Below are 19,300 nucleotides of genomic sequence, written 5' to 3'. Positions count from 1 at the left end.
GCATCTACTTGCTCACCTTCCGGATGATTTTGGGCTTCGGGCCTTTCGGCTCCCTCGCCCAGCTGAGCCTGCCTCATGTGCGGCTTCTGTTCGTCGGGCCACAGCTTTGCGTACAGCTTCCTTCAGATTCCGCCTCGCGGCGGACACCCTTGCTGTTCGGCTAACGGTTCCCATCATCGAGGTCCGTGGGGGACGTTCACCCCCAAGTCATCCCACTCGCCACCACAGCGAGCCGGACAGCGCCAGTCACGGCGCTACGCGCCATGCGAGGCGCACCGAAAAAAATCCGCCTTCAACGGCGGCGGTCAGCGGATCCGCAGGACTCAGCGCCGGCGGTGAGGTTGCTCGTGCACGGCGTCGAGGAACTCGGCCAGCGTCGCGCGGCACGGTGCCTGCGGGCACAGGAACAGCCCTTCGGCCTCAGCTGGCACGTCGGAGGCAAAACCCAGCGCGCTGAGCGTGTTGACCGCATCGCCGCACAAAGCCAGCGTGCGTCCGCAGCGCCAGGCCATTTTTAGCAGCGCCTGCAGACGCGCACAGCCGGTGGGGGCGGCCCAGACGTCGGAGTTCAACACGATCAGACCGTCAGCCCAGTCGGCGGCCGGCGGCGGCTCGCCAAAGTCGTCGTCAAGCCGCCAAGTCAACAGGCTGATGTCATCGCGGCGGAACATCTGCAATTCGTCGTCGAAGCGCCGCAGGACCTCGGCGGTGCCGACGACGCAGATCAGCAGGCTGGCGGCGACGGTGGGTTCCACTGCGGGCCGAGGGGGACAATCCGTGACTGACATGACGCGTCTCCGCTGGGTGTTCTTGCCATGATGTTCGTCGCTGCTCGCACTGCGGACTGTGAGCCCCCTGCCTGACGGCCCGTAGGACGGCATGCCGAGGACAGGGCGACACGCGACGGATGGCCGGGCGATGCATAGACCTCACTGGCATGCTGCCAGGCACGCCGCAGTGCGGCCCGGCCGCGTGGCAGGTCAGCGGCGGCCGATGCCGAGCTGCTGGGCTTCCTCGCGCAGGCATGTCAGCATCAGCTCGGCGCCGGGTGACAGCTGGTGGCCGCGGCGCGTGATGATGCCGTAGGCGTCCATGCGCAGCCCCAGGTCGATGTCCAGCACGGTGAGCTGGCCGGTTTCCAGGTAGCCCTTTACCAGCTCCTGCGGCAGCGCGACGACCATGTCGGACTGCGCCAGCAGCCGCGTGACGACCGGCAGCGACAGCGTCTCGACGGCCTGCTGCGGCTGGTCCAGGCCGGCTGTCAGGAACAGAGAGGTCAGCCGGTCGCGCAGGATGCTGCCGCCTGGCGGCAGGATCCAGGCCTGGTGGGCCAGCTCCTGCAGACGCAGGTCGCTGCGGCCGGCCAGCGGGTGACCGGCGCGCACGATGAGGCTGTGCGGCTCGTCGGTCAGTGGCTCGAAGCTCAGGTGCGCGGCGGACTCGCTGTCCAGCACGCGGCCAATGACGAGGTCCAGGTCGCCGCCCTGCAGCTGCTGGGTCAGCAGCTTGCTGGTGTCCACCGTGATGGCCACGTGCACGCGCGGCTGGCGTGCCTTCAGCGCGATGACGGCCCCAGGCAGCAGCGTGACGGACGGCGTCAGCACCGAGCCCACCGACACGCGGCCCGCCAGGCCCGACAGCAGTTCCATGACCTCCTGGTGGCCGGCGTCCAGCTCGGCCAGCGCGGCGCCGGCGCGGCGGATCATGACCTCGCCGTACCAGGTCGGCGAGACGCCGCGCGGCAGGCGCTCGAACAGCTTCACGCCCAACGCGTGCTCCAGGTCAGCCAGCAGCTTGGAAGCGGCCGGCTGCGTCAGGTGGGCGGCCTGCGCCGCATGCAGGATGGACCCGTGCCGCCCCAGCTCCACCAGCAGCACCAGTTGCCGCGTCTTCAGGTGCGAGCGGACAAAGCGGTCGGAGCGAGGGTCGGTCATTCGTGATAAAGCTGCGAGCGGCCGCCGTCGATGAGGATGTCGGTCGCGTTGATGAAGCGGGCCTCGTCGCTGGCGAGGAACAACGCCGTGTACGCCACCTCGAGGGGCTCGCCGATGCGCTTGGGCGGCAGCAGGCCGATCTGACGCTGCCGCTCCTCGGGCGTGACACTGTTCAGCCATTCGACCACGCGCTCGGACAGGATCAATCCCGGCGAGATCGAATTGACACGCACGTTGCGCGCCGCGTACTGGATGCCCAGCGCCTTGGTCATGCCGATCAGCGCGTGCTTGGCGACGGGATACGGGAACGCGTCGGGCACGATGCGATGTCCGTGCACCGATGCGATGTTGACGATGCTGCCGCCACCGCCCGCCAGCATGCCGGGCAACACCGCGCGGCTGCAATGCAGCGCGCCTTCCAGGTCCACCGCGAAGCAGCGCTGCCATTGCGCGCTGGTCATGGCCAGCGGCTCGGCGAACACGTTCATGCCGGCGTTGTTGATCAGCACGTCGATGCGGCCGAAGCGCTCCGCGCCACGCGCGGCCATCGCCCGCACCGCGGCCTCGTCGGCGATGTCGGCCGCGGCGAACATCGCGTTGCCATCGCCCAGCTCGGCGAGCAGCGCCTCGCTCTGCGGTGTCGCGCGCAGATCGTTGACGATGACCTTGGCGCCTTCGGCGACGAACAGCTGAGCTACGGCCTTGCCGATGCCCTGCGTGGCACCGGTGACCAGGGCGACCTTCCCTTGCAAGCGCTGGCTCATTGCGTGTAGCGCTTCCAGACGTCCAGCACCGGCAGTGCCCGGCCCTGGAAGTCGAACAGCGTGGTGTTGGAGACGACGTTGGGCCCAGGCTCGCCCGTGTCCTCCTTCAGCGCCCAGCCGACGCCGCGGCGGTGGATCATGATCGGGTCCCAGTACAGCAGGCCCAGCACGCGCGGATGCGCCCGGCAGGCCTCGAACAGCTCGACCATGAAGTCGCGCTGTCCCTCAGGGCTGCTCATGCTGGCCGGGTAGGGACCGTTGTTTTCCAGCTGCCCCGGCCAGCCATCGGACCGGGTGGGCGAGAAGTTGAAGCCGGCTTCCATCAGCAGCATGTCGCTGTCGTAGCGCGCTGAGATCGTGTCGCAGAAGGCGGTCAGCTGGGCGACGGTCTTCTGCGTCCAGAACGGGTAGTAGGACGGGCCGATGACATCCCAGGTCACGCCCTGCGCGCGGGCGCTGTCGAACCAGTTGACGTATTTGGCCTCGTTGCCACCGTCGTCCAGGTGCAGCACGACCTGGGCGGCCGGATGCACGGCCTTCACCGCGTCGTGGCCGGCCTTCAGCAGCGCGCCCAGGCGCGGCCAGTTCTCGGGCGTGGCACGCCCCCACGGGTACATCAGGCCGTGCTCGATCTCGTTGCCCAGCGACACGAACTCGGGTGCCGTGCCCTGCTTCACCAGCGCCTGCATGACTTCGCGCGTGCGCGCCGCCACCAACGCCAGCAGCCGCTCGAAGCGGGCCGTGTCGTGGGGCAGCTTCGCCAGTTCGGCGCGCCACGCGGTGGGCGGGTCCTGCGTTTTGCCGTTGGTCCAGAAGTCGCTGTAATGGAAGCTGAACTGGATCTGCATGCCCTGCGCCTTGGCGCGGCGCGCGAGACGCAAAACATCGGGCAGGTCCATCGAGCCCTGCGGCCAGTACCAGCCGTCGTTGCCGGTGCCGGGACCGGTCGTGTCGTACAGCCGGACGCGCGCGATGTTGTGGCCGTAGCGCTTCAGGATCGCCAGGCAGTCGCCCGGTTGGCCGTCACGGTCCCGGTAGACCGCGCCGGCCTTCTCCATCCACGTCAGTGCCGAGATGTCGCCGCCGGCCAGCAGCGGCGCCTTGTCGTGAGCCATTGCCGGCAGCGCGCCGGCGAGCGCCGCCGTCAGCAGCGTGCGACGGTCAATGACGGCGTTCACCGCGGCTCTTCAGCTGGTCCAGCAGCACCGCCGCCAGCAGGATCAGGCCGCGCACCAGATACTGGTAGAACGCATCGACGTTCAGCAGGTTCATCACGTTCTCGACCGTGCCCATGATGAGCACGCCGATGACGACGCCGAAAATGCGCGCCTTGCCGCCGGCCAGCGACACGCCGCCCAGCACGCAGGCGGAGATGACGTCCAGCTCGAAGCCGGTGGCCGCGTTGGGCTGGCCGCTGGTGATGCGGGCCGACAGAATCAGGCCGGCCAGTGCCGCGACGACGCCCTGCAGCAGGAAGATCCACACGCGCAGCCGCTCGACCCGCACGCCCGCCAGCCGCGCGGCCTCGGGGTTGCCGCCGATGGCCAGCGAGTTGCGGCCGAACACGGTGTGGTTCAGCAGCACGCCGAAGACGACAAAACAGATCGTCGTCATCCAGATCGGCAGCGGCAGGCCCAGCACGACGGTGTCGCCGAAGGCGAAGAAGCTCTCGTCAGAGATGCCCACCGCCTGGCCCTGCGACGCGATGAATGCCAGACCGCGCACCATCAGCATGGTGGCCAGCGTGGCGATCAGCGCGTTGACGCGCAAGTAGGCGATCAGCACGCCGTTGCCAGCGCCGATCAGCGCGCCGGCCAGCAGGCCGGCGCCGATGGCGGTGGGCACGCTGCCGGTGCTCTCCAGCACCATCGCGCCCAGCACGCCGGCGAAGGCAATGGTGGAGCCCACCGACAGGTCGAAGTCACGCGACGCGAGGCAGAACATCATGGTGCAGGCCACCATGCCGATCTGCGCGACCGACAGCAGCAGGCCGACGATGTTGGCCGACGAGAAAAAGTTCTCGACGGTGAAGGCCAGCACGGTGAAGAGCACCAGGTAGCCCAGCGTCATGCTGTGCTCCTTCAGCAGGGCGCGGGACTTGTTGTTCATGGCGGAGCTGGGCGCGGCGGCGGATGTTTGGGTGGTCGTGTTCATGATCAATGGACGGCGGCAGCGGGTGCGCCATCAGGCAGGGCCAGCGCGAGTGCAGCGGTCTCGCTGGCGTCGGCGCGGGACAGTTCGCCGCTGATGCGGCCGTCACGCATGACGATGAGGCGGTCGGAGATGCCCAGCACCTCGGGCAGTTCGCTGGAGATGACGATGACGCAGCAACCCGAGGCGGCCACGTCGTGGATGATCTTGTAGATCTCGTTCTTGGCGCCCACGTCGATGCCGCGCGTGGGCTCGTCGAGGATCAGCACCTTGAGCCCCGGCTCGGCCAGCCAGCGCGCCAGGATGACCTTCTGCTGGTTGCCGCCGGACAGCAGGCGGATCTCCTGCTCGCGGTGCGGCGTCTTGATGCGCAGCTTCTTGATGAAGTCGTCCGCGCGCTGCTGCTCCTGGCCGTGGCGCAGGAACACGCCGCCGGCCAGGCCGTGGCGGCGGCAGCTGATGTTGATGTTCTCGGCCACCGAGCTGTGCGCCAGGATGCCCTGCTCCTTGCGGTCCTCGGGGCACAGCACGATGCCGGCCGCGATGGCGTCGGCCGGGCTGGTGGCGCGCACGGTCTGGCCGTCCAGCAGCACCTCGCCGCCGCGGCGCGCATCAGCCCCGTACAGCAGCCGCATCAGCTCGCTGCGGCCGGCACCCACCAGGCCGAAGAAGCCCAGCACCTCGCCGCCACGCATCGCGAAGCTCAGCGGCTCGGGCAGGCGGTCGCTGCGCAGGTCACGGGCCTCCAGCCGCACAGGGCCTTGCTGGCGGCTGCGGTAGTCGTAGATGTCCTTCACCTCGCGGCCCACCATGTCGCTGATGAGGCGGTCCCGCGGCACGTCGGCCATGACCTCGTGCGTGACGATCTTGCGGCCGTCGCGGAATATGGTGCAGGCGTCGCACAGCGCATACAGCTCTTCCAGCCGGTGCGAGATGTAGATCAGCGTGCGGCCCTCGGCACGCAGGCGCTTGACGAGGCGGAACAGGATCTCCGTCTCGCGGTGCGACAGGCTGCTGGTGGGTTCGTCGAACGCGATGACCTTGGCGTCCTGCATGACCGCCTTGCAGATCTCCACCATCTGGCGCTGCGCAATCGACAGGTCCGACAACCGCGCGGCCGGGTCCAGTTCCACGCCGATGTTGGCCAGTTGCTCGGCCACCAGGCGGCGCGCGGCCTTGTGGTCCACCAGCCCGAAGCGCGTGGGCAGGCGGCCCAGCAGCACGTTCTCGGCCACCGTCAGCTCGGCCACGTACTGCAGCTCCTGGTGGATGATGGCCACGCCGGCGGCGATGGCATCGCCGGCGGACGTGAAGTGGCGCTCCTGGCCGTCGATCAGCAGCCGGCCGCCGTCGGGCTTGTACTGGCCGCCCAGGATCTTCAGCAGCGTGCTCTTGCCCGCGCCGTTCTCGCCCAGCAGGCCCATGACCTGCCCTGGCCGCGCTTCAAAGCTGACCCCGTTCAGCGCCTTGACGCCCGGGAAGACCTTGCTGATGTTGTCGAACTGCAAAGACGACATCACAGGCCCATCTGTTTGCGGATCTCGGCCTGGTTGGCGCGCGTCATCAGGATGCCGCTGGTCAGCGTGACGGGCGGCGGTGCCTTGCCCTGCGTCGCCCACTCGAAGACCATCGCGGCCGTCTCGTAGCCATGGCGCTTGGGGCTGATCAGCACCGTGCCGAAGAAGCCCGTGGGCGTGGGCTTGGTGAACTCGTTCAGCGCGGTCTGGCTGCCGCCGATGCCGATGGCCAGCATCGCGTCCTGCTTGATGCCACGGCCTTCGCCGGCGCGCACGGCGCCCAGCGCGGCTTCGTCGTTCAGGCCGAAGGCGACCCACTTCTTGAACTTGGCGTTCTTCGTGAACGCGATGTTGGCGGCGTTGAAGGCGCTCTCGGTGTCGGTCTTGGCCTGCGGTGCGTCGATGACGTTGCCGGCCGGCACGCCGCCGGCCTTCAGCGCGTCGGCGGCGCCCATCGTGCGGTCACGGCCGGTGGGCAGTTGGTCGTAGGCCACGCGCAGCACGCCAACTTCGTCGAGCTTCCAGCCGCGCGCTTTGATCTCGGCCAGCAGCCCCTGACCGACCTGCTTGCCGATCTCGTAGCCCGAGATGCCCATGTGCGGGATGTCGGCGATGGGCTTGCCGGCGCCGTCGACGAGCTGGTCGTCCACGGACATGACCTTGAGCTTGTGGCGCTTGGCGGCGCGGTTGATGGCCACGCCCAGCTTCACGTCGGGCGCGCAGATGACGAAGCCGACAGCCTTCTGCGCCGCCAGGTTGTCGATGGCGGCCATCGTCTTCTCACCGTTGGGCACGCCGATCTTGACGAGCGTGAAGCCCTTGTCTTTGGCGGCTGCTTCAGCGAAGCGCCATTCGTCCTGGAACCAGGGTTCCTCGGCCTGCTTGACGAGAAAGCCCACCTTGACTGGGCCGGCTGCACGCGCCGCGAAGGGGGCGGCCGCCAGGGCCAGGCTCAGGATGGTGCGTCGTTGCATCGTCATGTCGTCGTCTCCGTCTCAATCGTCAAACAAGGTGTCTTCAACCGCCAGCGCCCGGGGAAGGCGCAGGCCGAACAGGCTGCCGGACAGCGGCTGCGCGGCCAGCGCCTCGCGGCTCATGTCCTGGCGGGCGGTGGTGACCAGCAGCTGGTCGCCGCCTTCGCCGCCCAGGGCCGGGCAGCTCGTCTGGGCGGCCGGGGCGGTGTAGGCCGCCATCAACCGCCCTTGCGGGTCGTAGCGTGCCACACGGCCGACGCCCCATTGCGCGTTCCACAAACAACCCTCCGCGTCGATAACCGAACCGTCGGGCTCGGCACCGTCCTGGTCCATCTGCACGAAGGGGCGCAGGTTTTCCACGCCGGCGCTCTCGGCGTCGTAGTCGCACTGCTGGATGCGCCGGCTCAGCGAGTCGCAGAAGTACATCGTGCGGCCGTCCAGGCTGAAGCAGATGCTGTTGGCAATGGCCACCGCCGGCAGCGCCAGGCGACGCAGGCCGTGCGGCAGCGAATACTGATAGAAGCTGGCGATGGGCCGCTTCTCGCGCGCCTCGTTCAGCGTGCCAAACACGAAGAAGCCGCGCCGGTCGGTGCGACCGTCGTTGACGCGCGTGCGCGACTCGGCCGCGTCCACGGCTGCCAGCGTCTGCAGCTGGCCCAGTTCCAGATCGTCGCCCAGCGTGGCCAGTGCGATGCGCTTGGCCAGGCCCAGCAGCACGCGCCCGGAGCGGCAGTGCGCAAAGCTGCCCAGCCGGTCCGGCAGCTTGCACGACAGCGCCTCGGCCTCGCCGGGCCGCCAAGCGTTCAGCGTGGCGCCCTGGATGTCGGTCCACCACCAGCGACCCGCCTGCCACAGCAGGCCTTCACCCAGCGTGGCGGATTGCGGCAACGCCAGTTCGAGCTGCACGTCGGTCATGGGGCGATCGCGGCGCGGCGGATGGGCAGCAGGCGCGCGCCGCGCAGCTCCGCGACCTGAGCCTGGCCATCGGCGAACTTCGGGCGGTGGGCGGCGTCGATGTAGATGGGCGCATCGGCCCGCAGCGGCAGCACGGTCAGCTTCAGCGTGGCGCCGGGCTTCAGCGCGAACTGCTTCAGGCCGATCTGCCACTTCTGGCCGTTGTAGTACCAGTCGTCCAGCATCGTCGTGCCGGCGAACACGCGGCCGATGTCGCCGACGAAGTCCAGCTCCAGCAGCACGTCCTCGGCCTGGGGTGCCAGCTGCTTGGGCAGCTTCAGCGACCAGCTGGCCGCGTTGGCGAACGCCTCGGGAATGGGCTGCACGGCCGCGTTGGCGTGGCCGCCTATGCGGATGGGCGGCGCGGTGCGGGCGGGGCGTGTCTGGCTGACCTGCACGGCCGGCTCGCTGCCTTCGGGCTTGAACAGCAGATGCTGCAGCGGACCGTCCTGGCTGACCTGCAGGCCGGCGGCCTTGGGCTTGGCCAGCGCGGGGAAGACCGCCGCATGCAGCGGCTCTGTCGCCAGGCCGCGCAGCTGCAGCTTGCCGCCCTCCACCCAGGCCTGCTGGTCGCTGAACACCAGCCGGCGCTGGCCGGCGATGTCCAGGATCTGCAACTGGCCCACTTCTTCCTGCGACAGCAGCAGCACGCTGACCGTGCGCGCGCCGGCCTTGCCGACGGCCATCAGCTGGCCGCCGTTCGACGTCATCGCCTTCACGCCGTCGGCCAGCGCGAACTCGGCCTCCACGCCGGGCGTGGGCGCAAACACATGGACGATGCCCTGCGCGCCGGCGTCCAGGCGCGCCACCGGCTGCGCCGTCGCGTAGCGCAGCTTCACGCCGTCCAGGTCCATGTTCAGCGGCCAGATGAAGTACGCGCCGTTGGCGATGTCCACCGGCTTGCTCGGCAGCTTCAGCGCGCCGCCGGGCAGCTGCACCTCGAACTGCACGGCCTTCTGAACCGGCATGTCGTACTGGCGCACGTGGTTGTTGAAGAACAGGAAGCCGCTGTCGCCTGCTGCGCGAACGGACCAGCGCGGCGTCTGCAGATCGGCCGGGCTGGCGGGCGCGCGCTCGGGCTGACGCACCGTCATCGTGGCGAGCTGCGCGCCGTAGTCGCGCAGGAAGTAGTGGAACGGGCGCAGCTTGGTCAGCACCGGGCGCTGCTGGCCGTCCGGGCCCAGCGGCGCCTGGAAGTCGTAGCTGATGCGCGGCGTGTCGTTGTAGCCGCCGCTGAGCGTGCTTTCCTCCAGGCCCGTGCCGCCCGCGCCGACGCGGTTTCGGCCGCCGTGGAACATGTAGTAGCCCAGCAGGTTGACGCCGGAGCCGATCTGCACCGGCAGCATGGCGGCGATGTCGTCCGGCGACACCAGCGTGCGGCGGCGGTACATGGCCGGCAGGCCGGGTCCGTACTCGGCGCCGAAGAACGGCACCTTGTCCTTGTCGGTCTCGGCCGTGCCCTTGCCGTGCGCCTTGGTCTGCGCGCCCAGGTCGCCGCTGACGCGGGTGTCGAAACGGAACGCGTGCGTCTCCTTCGGCGCCATTTCCTTGGTCTGACGCGACCACGGCTCGTCCGGATAGCCGCCGAACACCGGGATGACCTCGCCGGACGGGTAGACCGCGCCGTCCCAGCCGGTCACGGTGTACAGCGGCACGTCCATGCCGGCCTTGATCGCCAGCCGTTTCAGCTCGCTGATGTGGGCCTCGCCGTAGCCGTCGCCGCGCAGGTTGTATTCGTTCTCCAGCTGCACGCCGACGACGGGGCCGCCGTCCTTGAACAGCAGGCCCTGGATCTGCTTGCCGATCTCGGCGTAGAGCTTCTCGACGTGACCCAGGTACTCGGGGTCGTTGCCGCGCGTGGGCATGGCGTCCACCACCCAGTCGGGAATGCCGCCATAGCGCGCCTCGCCGTGGCACCACGGGCCCAGGCGCACAACGACCTGCAGGCCGGCGGCCTGGGCCTGCTTCACGAAGCGACGCAGATCGTGGTTGCCCTTCCAGTTGAACGCGCCGGGCTGCTCCTGGTGGTGGTTCCAGAACACGTAGGTCGCGACGATGTCGATGCCCGCGGCCTTCATCAGCCGCAGCTGCGCGTCCCATTGCGATGCGGGCGCGCGGGTGAAGTGGTACTCGCCCATGACGGGCAGCCAGGGCTTGCCGTCCTTCAGCAGGTACTGGTTGTTGGCCGCCAGCGTGACGCCCTTGGGCGAGACCGCCGTGCCCATCTTGATGTGGCCGGTTGTCGGCGCCGGCGCGCCGGCGCGGGCATCCAGCTTCAGCAGCGTGTCCGCGCCGGCCGTCTGTGCGGCCAGCAACAGCGCAGCGCTCAGCATGAGCATGCGGTTCATCGGTTTGTCTCCGGTCGTTGTTTTGTGGGTGGGCGTCAGAGCGCGCGCCAGCCCTGCACGAAGGCACGGGCGCGCTGGCCCACGTCGGCCGCGCTGAGGCCCGGGCTGTACAGCGCCGAGCCCAGGCCGAAGCCGGCAGCGCCGGCCTTCACGTACGGGCCCATGTTGTCGGGCGTGATGCCGCCAACCGGCAGCAGGCGCAGGTCCTTGGGCAGCACGGCGCGCATGGCCTTCACGAGCGTGGGCGTGACCAGCTCGGCAGGGAACAGCTTGACCGCGTCCGCGCCGGCGTGGATGGCGGCAAACGCCTCGGTGGGCGTGGCCGCGCCCGGCACGCAGAACAGGCCGCGCGCCTTGGCCGCGCGGATGACTTCCACGTCGGCATGCGGCATGACGATGACTTTGCCACCCGCCGCTTCCACCTCGGCCACCGCCTCGACGCTCAGCACCGTGCCGGCGCCGACGACGGCATCCGCCGGCATGCGACGCGCAACGCGGCCGATGCTGTCCAGCGCGTTGGGCGAGTTCAGCGGCACTTCGATGACACGAAAGCCCTCGGCGTACAGCGCGTCGGCGATGGCTTCGACCTCTTCGGGCTTGACGCCGCGCAGGATGGCGACGAGGGGGAGTTGCTTGAAGGCGGCGTCGAGCATGTTCAGGTCAGATTCATGGTTTGCGCCAGGGCCCAAAGGCCGGCGGGCGCGGTGTTGTCGAGCAGCAGCGGCTCGGGCTGGCCGAGGTGCACCAGCGCCTGCGCGTAGCGCGCGCACAGCGCCGGGTCGCCGACCAGGGCGATGCGCGCCGGCGTCACAGCACGCAACTCGCTGGCGATTTCGTGGCCGATCAGCAGGCCGGAGAGGTAGTCGGGCAGTTGCTCGGCACCCAGCTGCTTGAACAGGCCCAGCGTGCGCACGGCGAACAGCTGGTGGGCCAGGCCGCCCTCTTCCCGCGCCGCGTCCACGCCCTTCAGGAAGGCCTCGGGCGACGCCGGCGAGCTGCCGTCGGCGGGCATCAAGCGGTTCAGCACCGAGTGCTGGCGCAGCAGGGCAAACAGCTCGCCGGTCATGTGCGTGGCAAAGCCCGTCACGCGGCCGTCCTTCACGCGCGCCCACTTGGAATGCGTGCCCGGCAGCACCAACAGTGCGTCGTCGGCAAGTTCAGGCCGCAGCGCCAGCGCGCCGACGATCTGCGTCTCCTCGCCGCGCATGACATCGGGCTGGGCCGCATCGTCGACGAGACCGGGGACGATGCTCAAGGCGCCGTCCACCTGAAGCAGCTGGTCGGCCAGCGCCGCGGCATCGGCCGGGCAGCGCACATAGGCCGCCTCGCGCCAGCCGTACTGGCTGCCCACCATGCCGCAGGCGAGAAGCCTGATGCCGGGGTGGTCGGCGCGCCAGTCGCCGACGAGATCCGCCAGCGCACCCGCGTAAGCATCCGCGCCGCTCAGCGTGGCCGCACCGTCGTTGGACTGGCGCGTGGCCAGCACCTCGCCGCCGTCACCCAGCAGGAACGCGCGCAAACGGGTGCTGCCCCAGTCGAGGGCGATCAGGCGTGCCTGCGCCATCACCATTCAGCGACGCTGCCGTCTGCATGGCGCCAGACCGGGTTGCGCCAGTCAGACGCGGTCTTGCTGGCCTCGATGACGCGCTCCTCGTCGATCTCGACGCCCAGGCCCGGCTTGCGCAGCGGGTTGATGAAGCCGTTCTCGATGCGGAAGTCGTCCTTGTTCGTCACGAAGTCCAGCAGCTCGGCACCCTTGTTGTAGTGGATGCCCATGCTCTGCTCCTGCAGCACGGCGTTGTGGGAGACGAAGTCCACCGCCAGGCAGGACGCCAGCGCCACCGGGCCCAGCGGGCAGTGCGGCGCGAAGGCGACGTCGTAGGCCTCGGCCATCGATGCGATCTTGAAGCACTCGGTGATGCCACCGGCATGCGACAGGTCGGGCTGCACGATGGAGATGCCACCGGCCTGGAACACGCGCTTGAAGTCGAAGCGCGAGAACATGCGCTCGCCGGCCGCCAGCGGGATGCTGGTGTACTCGGCCAGTCGCGGGTACTGCTCGGCCTGCTCGGCCAGCACCGGCTCCTCGACGAACAGCGGGCGATACGGTTCGAGCGCCTTCAGCAGCGGCTTGGCCATGGGCCCGGCCACACGGCCGTGGAAGTCGATGCCGAACTCGATGTCGTTGCCGAAGGCCTCGCGGATCTCGGCGATCCGGGCCACGGCCTCGTCCACCTTGCGGGCGCTGTCGACGATGGCCAGCTCCTCGGTGCCGTTCATCTTGAAGGTGTCGAAGCCACCTTCACGCAGGCGCTTGATGTCGCGGATGACATCGGCCGGGCGGTCGCCGCCGACCCAGGAGTACACCTTCATCTTGTCGCGCACCAGACCGCCCAGCAGCTCGTACACGGGCTGGTTCATGACCTTGCCCTTGATGTCCCACAACGCCTGGTCGATGCCGGCGATGGCGCTCATCAGGATGGGGCCGCCGCGGTAGAAGCCGGCGCGGTACATGACCTGCCACAGGTCGTTGATGCGCGACGGGTCCTGGCCCACGAGGTACTCGGACAGCTCGTGCACGGCCGCCTCGACGGTACGCGCCCGGCCCTCGATGACGGGCTCACCCCAGCCGACCACGCCTTCGTCGGTTTCGATCTTCAGGAACATCCACCGCGGGGGCACACGGTAGGTCGTCAGCTTGGTGATTCGCATGAGCTAGAGGGTCGTTCAGGGACGGGCGGGAGCTTAGGAGCGGCATCTAGCCAGGAAATATCGTTTCTCTCCCTTCAACTATGCAAAGTTCATATATGTACCGGCACCGGCTATCCACCCCGTGCGACCCATTCATGACACCCCTCCAAAAAACAAGGGTTAACCCTAGACATCACTGGTAGTAACCCTTATAGTGCAGCTGTATCAACAAAGAAGCAAAGGGAAATGAAATGGAACTGCTGATCACCGCTCTCGTCTTCGCCGTCGTGGCCGTCGTGGCCCAATTGAGCGAAGTGACCGTCACCCGATTCGGCGCCAGCGCCGCTTGAGCTGACGGCTGCGGCGCCCGAGGGCGCCACCACGATCCAACCCGCACGGCCTGCCCTGCGGGTTTTGTCTTTTCTGGGCCCGGCGCGGCTGTACGTGCCACGCCACTGATACAGCACGGCTGCGCGCCGCGGGTGCTGTGCCTTGGCCGGCGGGCCGCCGACCGCTGCAATGCGGGGCATGAACGAGCTGCTGCCCCTGCTGACCTACTGCGCGCTGATGTCCGGAACGCCCGGCCCCAACAACATGATGCTGGTGGCCAGCGGCGCGCACCACGGCTATCGGCGCACGCTGCCGGCTATCCTGGGCATCAACGCGGGCGGCGCGGTTCAGACGTTCGTCACCTGCCTGGGCCTGGGTGTGCTGTTCACCCGCTGGCCGCTACTGCATGCCGCGCTGAAGCTGGCGGGCACGGTCTACATGCTGGTGCTGGCCTGGAAGCTGGCAGGCGCCGGCGCCGCGCAGGACCGCCCGCCCGAGCGCCTGCGCTTCGCCGAGGCGGCGCTGTTCCAGGCCGTGAATCCCAAGAGCTGGCTGAAGGCCGTCACGTTGGCGTCCGTCTTCATGCCGCCGAGCCTGGGCCTCGTGCAGGGCGCGCTGGTGGTGAGCGGGGTGGGCGCGCTGATCGGCTTTCCGTGCGTGTCGATGTGGGCACTGTTCGGCAGCTGGATCGGCCGCTTCCTGAAGAGCTCGGGGCGGCGCCGCGTCTTCAATGCCATCATGGCCGCCTCCCTCGCCGTGCTGGCGCTCATGCTGCTTCGCTGATGTTCTCGCTGGACCGCGCCTCTTCCACCCCGCTGGCCGACCAGATCGAGCAGCGCCTGCGCGCGCTGATGACCAGCACGCAGCTGCCGCCCGGTGCGCGGCTGAACTCCATCCGCCAGTTGGCGACGCGGCTGGGCGTCAGCCCCAACACCGTCGTCGCGGCCTACGACCGGCTGGTCGCCGACGGGCTCATCGACTCGCGCGGCACGGCGGGCTTCTTCGTCGCCGACGGCACGGCCGACGCGATGCCCGACGCCGCGCGCGTCGAGGCGGGCGAGGAGCAGGAGTCCGTGTGGCTGGCGCAGCAGGCCAACGACCAGAAGGCCGGCGTGCTGCTGGCCAGCAGCGGTGCGCTGCCAGCGGCGTGGCTGGAAGACGCCATCCCGGCTGCCGCAGTGCAGCGCGGCCTCGCGCGCGCCAGCGCCGGCATGGCCGCGCGCTGCCCGCCGCAAGGATTGCCCGAGCTGCGCGAACGCATCGCGATGCTGATGCGCAGTCAGGGCATTGCGGTCGATGCCGGCCGCGTACTGACCACCTACGGCGGCACGCAGGCCATCGACCTGATCTGCCGCGCCTTCCTGCGCCCCGGTGACGCGGTGGCGGTGGAGACGCCCGGCTACTTCCTGCTGTTCGACCGGCTGCGCCAGGCCGGTGTGCGCATCCTGCCGGTGGCGCGCCGGCCTGACGGCATCGACCTGGATCAGCTCGACGCCGCCTGCGCCCAGCACCGCCCGCGGCTGTTGTTCCTCCAGAGCGTGCTGCACAACCCGACCGGCTGGGGGAGCACCGCCGCCAACCTGCACCGCGTGCTGATGCTGGCGCAACGGCAGGACCTGCTGATCGCCGAGGACGACGTGCAGGGGCACTTTCACCCCGGCGCGCCAACGCGCCTGGCGCAGCTGTCGGGGCTGGACCGCGTCATCTACTACTCCAGCTTCTGCAAGGCCATGAGCCCGGCGCTGCGGCTGGGCTACATGGCGGCCGAGCCGGCGCTGCTGAAGGCGCTGATGCGCGAGAAGATCCTGTCGGTGCTGACCACCGCGACGCTGAACGAATGCGTGTTGCTGGAGGTGCTGGCCGCCGGCCGCTGGCGCAAGCACCTGGACCGCCTGCAGCAGCGCCTGGCCCAGGCGCGCGGAGGCGCCACGCAGCAGCTGCGCGACGCCGGCGTGCTGCTGGACCACCCCGGCGAAGGCGGCATGTTCCTGTGGGGCGCGCTGCCGGCGGGCACGGATGTGGACGCGGTCGTCAAGGATGCATTCCGCCACGGCATCTTGCTGGTGCGCGGCGCCACGTTCGCGGCCGACGGCGCTCGCGACGCGCACATCCGCTTCAACGTCGCGTTCGCGCAGCCGCCGCGGCTGGCGCAGTACCTGCGCGAGCAGCTGGGCGCCGCCACCAGCACGCAGCGCGCGCTGGAACGGGCGCGCTGCGGCGTCAGAAGTACTTGACCCACGCCTGCGTCGAGCGCCGCTTGAAGCGCCCGAACGCCCGCACGGGCACGTACAGCAGCGGCAGCATCGCCAGCCAGACGACCCAGATCAGCCAAAACTGATCGGCGGCCACGCCGAAGCGCGTGCCCTGGTTGGGGCCCCACAGCCGCAGCGCGGCGCGGTACCCGAGCAGCAGCACGTACAGGTGCAGCACGTAATAGAACATCGGCGCGCCGCCGAACGTCGTGAAGACGCGCGTGAACGCGTTGTCGGCCCGTTCCAGCGCGGCCAGCAGCAGCAGGCCCGTGCCCAGTGTCAGCAGCAGGAAGTCCAGCGACGGCGGGTACTTGGTGAAGTTCAGCCACGACATCGCCGTCTGCAGCGCCGTCGTGCCGGGCTGCCACGGCGCGTTCTCGCCGTACAGGTTCAAGCCTCGCAGCAGCACCAGCAGCGCCAGGCACGCGGCGCCGGTGGTCAGCAGCAGCGCACGCCGCCGCGCCGCGGCCACCGAGGCGGCGAACACCGGCGCGAAGCACCAGCCCAGCAAGATGACGCCGATCCACGGCAGCACCGGGTAGCTGAGCCGCACGCGCACGATGCCCGCTTCCGCCAGCCAGCCGCGCTGCAGCAGCACGGTCCACAGGCCATGCCAGGGACTGTCCGGCGCCACGTGCACACCGGCCAGCGCGTTGTGACCGGCGACGATCAGCAGCCCCAGCGCCAGCAGCACACCGCGTGGCAGCGCAATCATCAGCGCCAGCGCGAGCATGCTCAGCCCGATGGCCCACATGACCTGCAGGTACAGCACCTCGTAGCGCCCGCTCCAGGCGAAGTTCACCAGCGTCAACTCCAGCGCGATAAGGAACAACCCGCGCTTGAGCAGGAAGCTGCGCACGTCGCGCTGCGCGCCCTGCGGCGGATGCGCGTACAGCCAGGCCGACAGGCCGGTCAGGAACACGAACACCGGCGCGCACAGGTGGGCTGCCAGCCGCGAGAAGAACAGCTCGGGCTGCGTGCCCGGCACGGCCATCGGGTCGCTGACTTGAAGGTGCAGGAAGAAGGTCTCGCGCACGTGATCTAGCAGCATCACGATCATCACGAAGCCGCGCAGCGCGTCGATGGAGGTGATGCGCTGTGCGTGCCTGAGGGACTGCTGCGCAAGTGATGACGTCATCGTCCGCCCTCCCCGGTTAGAACGCATGCCGCAGCGACAGCGTGGCGCGGCGGCCATCGCCCGGCTGCACCCAGACTTGGCTGTACGAGCTGGCATACGTCGTGCGGTCGAACAGGTTGGCCACGTCCAGCGCGACACGCCAGCCCGGCGCGGGCTGCCAGCTGCCCAGCAGCTTGACCGTCGTGTAGGCCGGCAGCCGGAAGTCGTCGGCCGCGCTCAGCGGCGCGACGGCGCCTTCGCGCTGGCCCACGTGCGTCAGCCCGAAGCCGGCGGTCGCGCGCCAGCCGCCCAGCGTGAAGGCCCGCACCAGCAGCAGGTTGCCGCTGTGCCGCGGCACGTTCGCCAACTGGCGTCCGACGAGGAAGGCGTTGTGGTCCTGCACCACGATGGCGTCGGTGAACGCATAGGCGAACGACAGCCGCAGGCCGCGCGCCAGCTCGCCGCCCACGTCCAGTTCCAAGCCCTGGCTCTGCACTTCGCCGGCGGCCACCGAGAAGTTGTTCGGGTCGGTCGGGTCAGGCGTCAGCACGTGGTTCTTGGCTATGCGGTACACGGCGAGCGTGGCCGACAGGCGCCTGTCCGCGGTGTCGTACTTGGCGCCCATCTCGATGGAGCGGCCGCGTTCGGCCGGGAAGGACTCGAAGGCGCGGCTGACCCCGCTGTTAGGGCGGAAGCTGCGCGCGGCGGTGGCGTACAGCGACACCGAGCGCCCCGGCTGGTAGACCACGCCCACGCGCGGTGACACCGCGTCCAGCGTCTGCTGCGTCGTCACGTCGTTGCGGCGGTTCAGCAGGCGCTGGTCGTAGCGGTCGTGGCGCAAGCCCAGCAACAGCTTCCATTGCGCGCCCAGGTCGATCTGGTCCTGCGCGTAGAAGGCCAGCGCGCGCTGGGTCTCGCGTGTCCAGGTGTTCAGCGTCATCGCCGACGGCGCCGCGCCGTAGACCGGCGCGTGGATGTCGATGGGCGTGGACGTGGCGGCGCGGTACTGCTCACGATCGTCGACGAAGCGATACGCGTCCACACCCACCAGCAGGTGGTGGCGCAGTCCGGCAGCCTGCACCTTGCCCAGCAGCTCGACGCGGCCTGAGAGGTCCAGCGCCGCGTTGTCGCGCGTGCGGCGCTGCCGCGTCAGCGTGCGGTCGTCGGCCTGCAGAAAGCGCGCCTCCGTGGACGTGCCACCCAGCGAGCTGCGGCGGTGGCTCAGGCCAGCCTGCAGCGACCAGTCGTCGTTGAAGTGATGCTGCACGAACAGCTGGTGGCCCAGCGCCTCGATGGTGGCCGGTCCATCGCCGGGCTCGCCGTAGAACGCGCTGCGCGGCACCTCGCCCAGCCGCCCCTTCACGGCGACGACGCCACGGTCGAACGTGGCCTGCTGCCGCGCGTACTCCAGCTCGTAGGACACCGTCGTGTCGGCGCCGGGCATCCACAGCAGCGACGGCGCCACGAGCGTGCGCTCGGACTCGACTAGATTGCGCAGGCTGCCCGCCTGCCCTTGCGCTACGTTCAGCCGGTAGGCCAGCCGCTCGCTCAAGCGGCCGGTCAGGTCAGCCGTGGCGCGGTAGGTGTCGTGGCTGCCGGCGGACATCTCTACCACCCGCTCGGGCACGAACAACGGCCTTTTGGTCGTGATGTTGACGGTGCCTCCGGGTTCGCCGCGGCCGTACAGCGCCGAGGCCGGGCCCTTCAGCACCTCCACCGCAGCAGCGTTCGCCGTGTCGCGTAGGCCGTTGTAGCCGCGGCTGTAGTTGAAGCCGTTGACGAGGAAGTCGGAGCCGAAGTTGGGGTCGCCGGTGAAGCCGCGCATCGCGTAGCTGTCCCACAGGCCGCCCAGGTTGCTCTGGCGCGAGACGCCGCTGCCAAGGTCCAATGCCTGGTCCAGCCGGGTCACGCCGGCATCGCCCAGAAGTCCGGCCGACAGCACTCGCACGCTCTGCGCGAGGTCGCGCGCGGGCGTGTCGGTCTTCATCGCGCCGGACACGAACAGCGTGCGATAGGGCTGTCCTTCGCCGCGCACGGTGACGGGGTCAAGGGTGGCGGGTTCGTCGGCATGCGCGTGCCAGGGCGATATGCAGCAGCAGGCGAGCAGGGCGAGGTGGCGCGGCAAGGTGCAGCAAGCGCGGGCTCGCGCGAGGAAATCGAAGGTCATCAGAGGAAACCGGCGGGCTCACGGCGGCGCGCACAGGCCGGGGGCGCTGGCGTCGACGTGAGCGGAAATGGCTGCAGCGGCGCGCGTGATTGCGCGCCGTC

At 69.4% G+C, this 19,300-nt stretch carries 16 protein-coding genes; 2 read left to right on the top strand and 14 right to left on the bottom strand.

Translation table 11 applies throughout. From position 1 onward, the window contains the following. Positions 1 to 323: 323 nt before the first annotated feature. From ACG02S_RS03220 to dgoD, 12 genes are all read right to left on the bottom strand, one after another. Positions 324 to 755 carry a hypothetical protein gene (locus ACG02S_RS03220; protein ID WP_394469001.1) on the bottom strand — a complete coding sequence of 144 codons (432 nt, stop codon included), beginning with the start codon at positions 753 to 755 and terminating at the stop codon, positions 324 to 326. A 225-nt stretch (positions 756 to 980) separates the two neighbouring features. Then, complete coding sequence (locus ACG02S_RS03215; protein ID WP_394469000.1) at positions 981 to 1,934, bottom strand: LysR family transcriptional regulator; 954 nt, start codon at positions 1,932 to 1,934, stop codon at positions 981 to 983. Then, positions 1,931 to 2,698 carry an SDR family oxidoreductase gene (locus ACG02S_RS03210; protein ID WP_394468999.1) on the bottom strand — a complete coding sequence of 256 codons (768 nt, stop codon included), beginning with the start codon at positions 2,696 to 2,698 and terminating at the stop codon, positions 1,931 to 1,933. The genes ACG02S_RS03215 and ACG02S_RS03210 overlap by 4 nt, the downstream gene beginning before the upstream one ends. After that, positions 2,695 to 3,876, bottom strand: a complete 1,182-nt coding sequence (locus ACG02S_RS03205) for a glycosyl hydrolase 53 family protein (protein WP_394468998.1) — start codon at positions 3,874 to 3,876, stop codon at positions 2,695 to 2,697. Before ACG02S_RS03205 ends, ACG02S_RS03210 begins: the two co-directional genes overlap by 4 nt. Then, positions 3,860 to 4,852, bottom strand: a complete 993-nt coding sequence (gene araH / locus ACG02S_RS03200; protein ID WP_394468997.1) for an L-arabinose ABC transporter permease AraH — start codon at positions 4,850 to 4,852, stop codon at positions 3,860 to 3,862. The genes ACG02S_RS03205 and araH overlap by 17 nt, the downstream gene beginning before the upstream one ends. A 2-nt stretch (positions 4,853 to 4,854) precedes the next feature. Further along, positions 4,855 to 6,369, bottom strand: a complete 1,515-nt coding sequence (gene araG, locus ACG02S_RS03195; protein WP_394468996.1) for an L-arabinose ABC transporter ATP-binding protein AraG — start codon at positions 6,367 to 6,369, stop codon at positions 4,855 to 4,857. Next, on the bottom strand, positions 6,366 to 7,340 hold the full coding sequence (locus ACG02S_RS03190) for an arabinose ABC transporter substrate-binding protein (RefSeq protein ID WP_394469299.1): 975 nt from the start codon (positions 7,338 to 7,340) through the stop codon (positions 6,366 to 6,368). The genes araG and ACG02S_RS03190 overlap by 4 nt, the downstream gene beginning before the upstream one ends. 21 nt (positions 7,341 to 7,361) lie before the next feature. Then, on the bottom strand, positions 7,362 to 8,255 hold the full coding sequence (locus ACG02S_RS03185; protein WP_394468995.1) for an SMP-30/gluconolactonase/LRE family protein: 894 nt from the start codon (positions 8,253 to 8,255) through the stop codon (positions 7,362 to 7,364). Continuing rightward, positions 8,252 to 10,642: a beta-galactosidase gene (locus tag ACG02S_RS03180; protein ID WP_394468994.1), complete on the bottom strand. Its 2,391-nt coding sequence runs from the start codon at positions 10,640 to 10,642 to the stop codon at positions 8,252 to 8,254. Before ACG02S_RS03180 ends, ACG02S_RS03185 begins: the two co-directional genes overlap by 4 nt. 35 nt (positions 10,643 to 10,677) lie before the next feature. Continuing rightward, positions 10,678 to 11,295: a 2-dehydro-3-deoxy-6-phosphogalactonate aldolase gene (locus ACG02S_RS03175; RefSeq protein ID WP_394468993.1), complete on the bottom strand. Its 618-nt coding sequence runs from the start codon at positions 11,293 to 11,295 to the stop codon at positions 10,678 to 10,680. A gap of 2 nt (positions 11,296 to 11,297) precedes the next feature. Next, on the bottom strand, positions 11,298 to 12,206 hold the full coding sequence (locus tag ACG02S_RS03170) for a 2-dehydro-3-deoxygalactonokinase (RefSeq protein WP_394468992.1): 909 nt from the start codon (positions 12,204 to 12,206) through the stop codon (positions 11,298 to 11,300). Continuing rightward, positions 12,206 to 13,354 carry a galactonate dehydratase gene (gene dgoD, locus ACG02S_RS03165; protein ID WP_394468991.1) on the bottom strand — a complete coding sequence of 383 codons (1,149 nt, stop codon included), beginning with the start codon at positions 13,352 to 13,354 and terminating at the stop codon, positions 12,206 to 12,208. Before dgoD ends, ACG02S_RS03170 begins: the two co-directional genes overlap by 1 nt. A 507-nt stretch (positions 13,355 to 13,861) precedes the next feature. Here dgoD and ACG02S_RS03160 point away from each other — a divergent pair. Both ACG02S_RS03160 and ACG02S_RS03155 read left to right on the top strand, forming a co-directional pair. Continuing rightward, positions 13,862 to 14,446: a LysE family translocator gene (locus ACG02S_RS03160; RefSeq protein WP_394468990.1), complete on the top strand. Its 585-nt coding sequence runs from the start codon at positions 13,862 to 13,864 to the stop codon at positions 14,444 to 14,446. Continuing rightward, a complete protein-coding gene (locus ACG02S_RS03155; RefSeq protein WP_394468989.1) occupies positions 14,446 to 15,897 on the top strand; it encodes an aminotransferase-like domain-containing protein in 1,452 nt (483 codons plus the stop codon). Before ACG02S_RS03160 ends, ACG02S_RS03155 begins: the two co-directional genes overlap by 1 nt. Here the strand turns inward: ACG02S_RS03155 and ACG02S_RS03150 are convergent. Together ACG02S_RS03150 and ACG02S_RS03145 are read right to left on the bottom strand one after the other, a co-directional pair. Then, positions 15,884 to 17,053, bottom strand: coding sequence for an acetyltransferase domain-containing protein (locus ACG02S_RS03150; RefSeq protein WP_394468988.1), 1,170 nt, complete (start codon positions 17,051 to 17,053; stop codon positions 15,884 to 15,886). The genes ACG02S_RS03155 and ACG02S_RS03150 overlap by 14 nt on opposite strands. Before the next feature lie 16 nt (positions 17,054 to 17,069). Further along, on the bottom strand, positions 17,070 to 19,199 hold the full coding sequence (locus ACG02S_RS03145) for a TonB-dependent siderophore receptor (protein ID WP_394468987.1): 2,130 nt from the start codon (positions 19,197 to 19,199) through the stop codon (positions 17,070 to 17,072). Positions 19,200 to 19,300 lie beyond the last annotated feature (101 nt).

Origin of the sequence: Pelomonas dachongensis (assembly GCF_043555865.1) — a bacterium.
In the GTDB taxonomy this organism is placed as follows: domain Bacteria; phylum Pseudomonadota; class Gammaproteobacteria; order Burkholderiales; family Burkholderiaceae_C; genus Pelomonas; species Pelomonas dachongensis.
This window is presented reverse-complemented; position numbering and strand designations above follow the sequence as displayed.